The organism is Pseudonocardia pini, from assembly GCF_013870575.1.
Lineage (GTDB): Bacteria > Actinomycetota > Actinomycetes > Mycobacteriales > Pseudonocardiaceae > Pseudonocardia > Pseudonocardia pini.
The window spans coordinates 1-4,027 of record NZ_JACBXB010000515.1 but is presented as its reverse complement, the minus strand read 5'-3'; the positions used below and the strand labels follow the sequence as shown (position 1 = coordinate 4,027).

2 protein-coding genes are annotated in these 4,027 nt (G+C 70.3%); both read right to left on the bottom strand.

The annotated features are described in order from the left end of the window. Positions 1–2,876 (bottom strand): vitamin B12-dependent ribonucleotide reductase (locus tag H5J29_RS23675; RefSeq protein WP_181783239.1); only part of this gene is annotated, 2,876 nt, incomplete at its 3' end. 103 nt (positions 2,877–2,979) lie between these two features. Next, positions 2,980–3,483 (bottom strand): transcriptional regulator NrdR, encoded by a 504-nt coding sequence (gene nrdR / locus H5J29_RS23670; protein WP_181783238.1) that lies wholly within the window; start codon positions 3,481–3,483, stop codon positions 2,980–2,982. Positions 3,484–4,027 lie beyond the last annotated feature (544 nt).

Here is a 4,027-nt window from a genome sequence, read left to right as displayed (position 1 = left end):
CCGCTGGTGGAGCCGCAGCCCTCGCAGAGGTAGCAGGAACCGGCGGGCCGCATCTTCGTGCCGCAGGTCAGGCAGAGCGGGGCGTCCGCCGCCTTGCCCAGCCGCAGCTCGAGCAGCTCGGTGGAGCTGCCGACCTCGATCGGCGCCGGGTCCACCCCGGCCGGGGTGGTCGACGCCGGCGTGACGTCCACCGTGGAACGCACCGTCTCGATGTCGATCTCCGCGGGCGTGCCGTAGTCCTGCTCGACCTGCGCCGACCGCTCCGCCGCCGAGAAGATGCCCAGCTGGGCGCGCTTCTCGTAGGGCAGGTGGTCCAGCGCGAGGCGCCGGAACAGGTAGTCCAGCACCGACGTCGCGATCCGGACGTCCGGGTCGTCGGTCATGCCCGCGGGCTCGAAGCGCAGGTTGGAGAACTTCGAGACGTAGAACTCCAGCGGGATGCCGTACTGCAGGCCGACCGAGATCGACATGGAGAAGGCGTCCATGACACCGGCCAGGGTCGAGCCCTGCTTGCCGAGCTTGACGAAGATCTCGCCCAGCCCGTCGTCCGGGTAGGAGCCTGCGGTGAGGTAGCCCTCGGCACCGGCGACCGTGAAGGAGATGGTCTCGCTGGGGCGCTTCTTCGGCAGCCGCTTGCGGACCGGGCGCTGCTCGACGACCACCGTCGGCTCGGCCTCGACGGTCGCGGTCTCGCGCGCCTTCTTGCCCGCCGACAGCGGCTGGCCGACCTTGCAGTTGTCCCGGTAGATCGCCAGGGCCTTGAGCCCGAGCCGCCAGCCCTCGAGGTAGATCTTCTCGACGTCGTCGACGGAGGCCTGCTCCGGCATGTTGACCGTCTTCGAGATCGCGCCGGACAGGAACGGCTGGACGGCCGCCATCATCCGGACGTGCCCCATGGCGGCGATGACCCGCTCGCCCATGGCGCAGTCGAAGACCTCGTAGTGGTCCGGCTTCATGCCGGGCGCGTCGACGACGTGCCCGTGCTCGGCCACGTACTCGACGATCGCCTCGGCCTGCTCGGGCTGGTAGCCGAGCTGGTCCAGCGCCCGGCGGACCGTCTGGTTGACGATCTGCATCGAGCCGCCGCCGACGAGCTTCTTGAACTTGACCAGCGCCAGGTCCGGCTCGATGCCGGTCGTGTCGCAGTCCATCATCAGGCCGATGGTGCCGGTCGGGGCCAGCACGGAGGCCTGCGCGTTGCGCCAGCCGTTGCGCTCACCGGTGGCGAGCGCGTCCTTCCAGGTGATGGTGGCGAGCTTCTGGATGGCCGAGCTGGCCGGGAAGCTGCGGTAGCAGTCGTTCGCCGCCGAGTGCTTGCGCATGACGCGCTGGTGCGACTCGGCGTTGCGGGCGTAGCCCTCGTACGGGCCGACGACGCCGGCGAGCTCGGCGGAGCGCTTGTACGCCGCACCCGTCATCAGCGAGGTGATGGCGGCGGCGAGCGAGCGGCCGCCCTCCGAGTCGTACGCGTGGCCGGTGGCCATGAGCAGCGCGCCGAGGTTCGCGTAGCCGATGCCCAGCTGGCGGAACCTCCGCGTGGTGTCCGCGATCGGCTCCGTCGGGAAGTCGGCGAAGCAGATCGAGATGTCCATCGCGGTGATGATCAGCTCGACGGCCTTGGCGAACTTCTGCCCGTCGAACAGACCGTCCGTCCCGAGGAACTTCAGCAGGTTCAGGCTGGCCAGGTTGCAGCTGGAGTTGTCCAGGTGCATGTACTCCGAGCACGGGTTCGAGGCGTTGATCCGGCCCGACTCGGGGGTCGTGTGCCAGTCGTTGATCGTGCCGTCGTACTGGATGCCGGGGTCGGCGCACTCCCACGCGGCCTGCGCGATGCCGCGGAAGAGGTTCCGCGCGTCCGTCCGCTCGATGATCTCGCCGTCCGTGCGGGACCGGAGACCGAAGTCGGTCCCGTTCTCGACGGCGTGCATGAACTCGTCGGTGACGCGGACCGAGTTGTTGGCGTTCTGGTACTGCACCGACGTGATGTCGGAGCCGCCCAGGTCCATGTCGAACCCGGCGTCTCGCAGGACGCGGACCTTGGCCTCCTCCTTGGCCTTGGTCGCCACGAACTCCTCGATGTCCGGGTGGTCGACGTCGAGCACGACCATCTTCGCCGCGCGCCGGGTGGCGCCGCCGGACTTGATGGTGCCCGCCGACGCGTCGGCGCCGCGCATGAAGGAGACGGGGCCGCTCGCGGTGCCGCCGCTGGAGAGCAGCTCCTTCGACGACCGGATGCGGGAGAGGTTGAGGCCGGCACCGGAGCCGCCCTTGAAGATCAGGCCCTCCTCGCGGTACCAGTTCAGGATCGACTCCATGGTGTCGTCGACCGAGAGGATGAAGCAGGCGCTGACCTGCTGCGGGGAGGCGGTGCCGACGTTGAACCACACCGGCGAGTTGAAGCTGAACACCTGGTGCAGCAGCATCCAGGTGAGCTCCTGGGCGAAGATCTCCGCGTCCTCGTCGGTCGCGAAGTACCCGTGCTCGACGCCGGCGCGGTGGTAGGAGCCGACGACCCGGTCGATCAGGGCGCGCAGGCTGTTCTCGCGCTGCGCGGAGCCGACGGCGCCGCGGAAGTACTTGCTGGTCACGATGTTCGTGGCGTTCAGCGACCAGAAGTCGGGGAACTCGACACCGCGCTGCTCGAAGTTGATCGTGCCGTCGCGCCAGTTCGTCATGACGACGTCCCGACGCTCCCAGGTCACCTCGTCGTACGGGTGCACCCCGGGCGTGGTGTACAGCCGCTCGACGGTCAGGCCGCGCCTGCCGGTCTTCGCCGCCGCCTTCGCGGTGCGGTTCCGCCCGTTGCCCCCCGCAGAGCCCTTGGCCACTGCACCGGCAGCGCTCTCCCTGGGCTCCGCCCCGACGGTCTCCGTCATGCTCTCCCTCATTCGCATCCGAACTTCTCACCACGCCACCGGCTGGGGCGGTGGCGGGTGTTCCGTGTCGGGGTCGGCTCGAACTCCGTCGGCCCCTCGTGCACTACCCGGTCGGCAGGTCGTCCCGCCGCCCGGACCGGCCCGACGATGCGGCTGCTTCCCCGGCAGCCGTCCGCAGGTCGGCGATCTCCTTCTCGAAGTCCTCGATGGACGAGAACGAGCGATAGACGCTCGCGAAGCGCAGGTACGCCACCTCGTCGAGCTCCTTCAACGGACCGAGGATCGCGAGCCCCACCTCGTGGCTCGGGATCTCCGCGGTCCCGCCCGCCCGGACGGCCTCCTCGACCCGATGGGCGAGCTGCTGCAGCGCGTCCTCGTCGACCGGCCTGCCCTGGCAGGCCCGTCGCACCCCGCTCACGACCTTGTCGCGGCTGAACGGCTCCGTGACGCCGCTGCGCTTCAGCACCGCGAGGACGGCCTCCTCGACGGTCGTGAACCGCTTCCCGCAGGCCGCGCAGGAGCGCCGACGACGGGTCGCCGCGCCCTCCTCGACCTCGCGGGAGTCGATCACCTTGCAGTCCGAGTGGCGACAGAACGGGCATCGCATATGGATCCCTCCCTCTCCCCACTCTACTCCCCCGAGCCCGGGCGAAACCCAAGCTGTAGGCGAACGACACGGATGTAACCACAACATCTAGGGGTTCGCCAACGTCGAGCCGGGCCGTGTCGCGGACTTCCCCCGATCGGGACCGAACCTGTCACGGGCGGGCCGCCGCGATGCGCGCGGGTGCCGCTGTGCCCGGTCGGCGACACCCCGTGACGCCACGCAGGTCACGACCGGTGCGCCCGGCACGCCACATGGGTCCCGCGACGCCCCGCGGGCGCCGGGACCGCTCGTCGCGTCGGCGACACGCCGGGCACGTGCGGGGAACGAGACGGTGTCGCGGCGGCGGCGTGTCGCCGCTCCCGGGGTGTCGGCTGACTACTTCCCACCGGTACGCACCGTGCGCGTCCGGTCGCCCTCGACACCCACAGGCACCCCACTCGCCACTCACCGGAGCACCGGTGGCCACAGGGAGCGCAGCAGGCTCGCCGCGACCCTCGGGCACGCACTGCAGGGAGGCCGGGTCCGCCGTGGGCCTCGTTCCGAG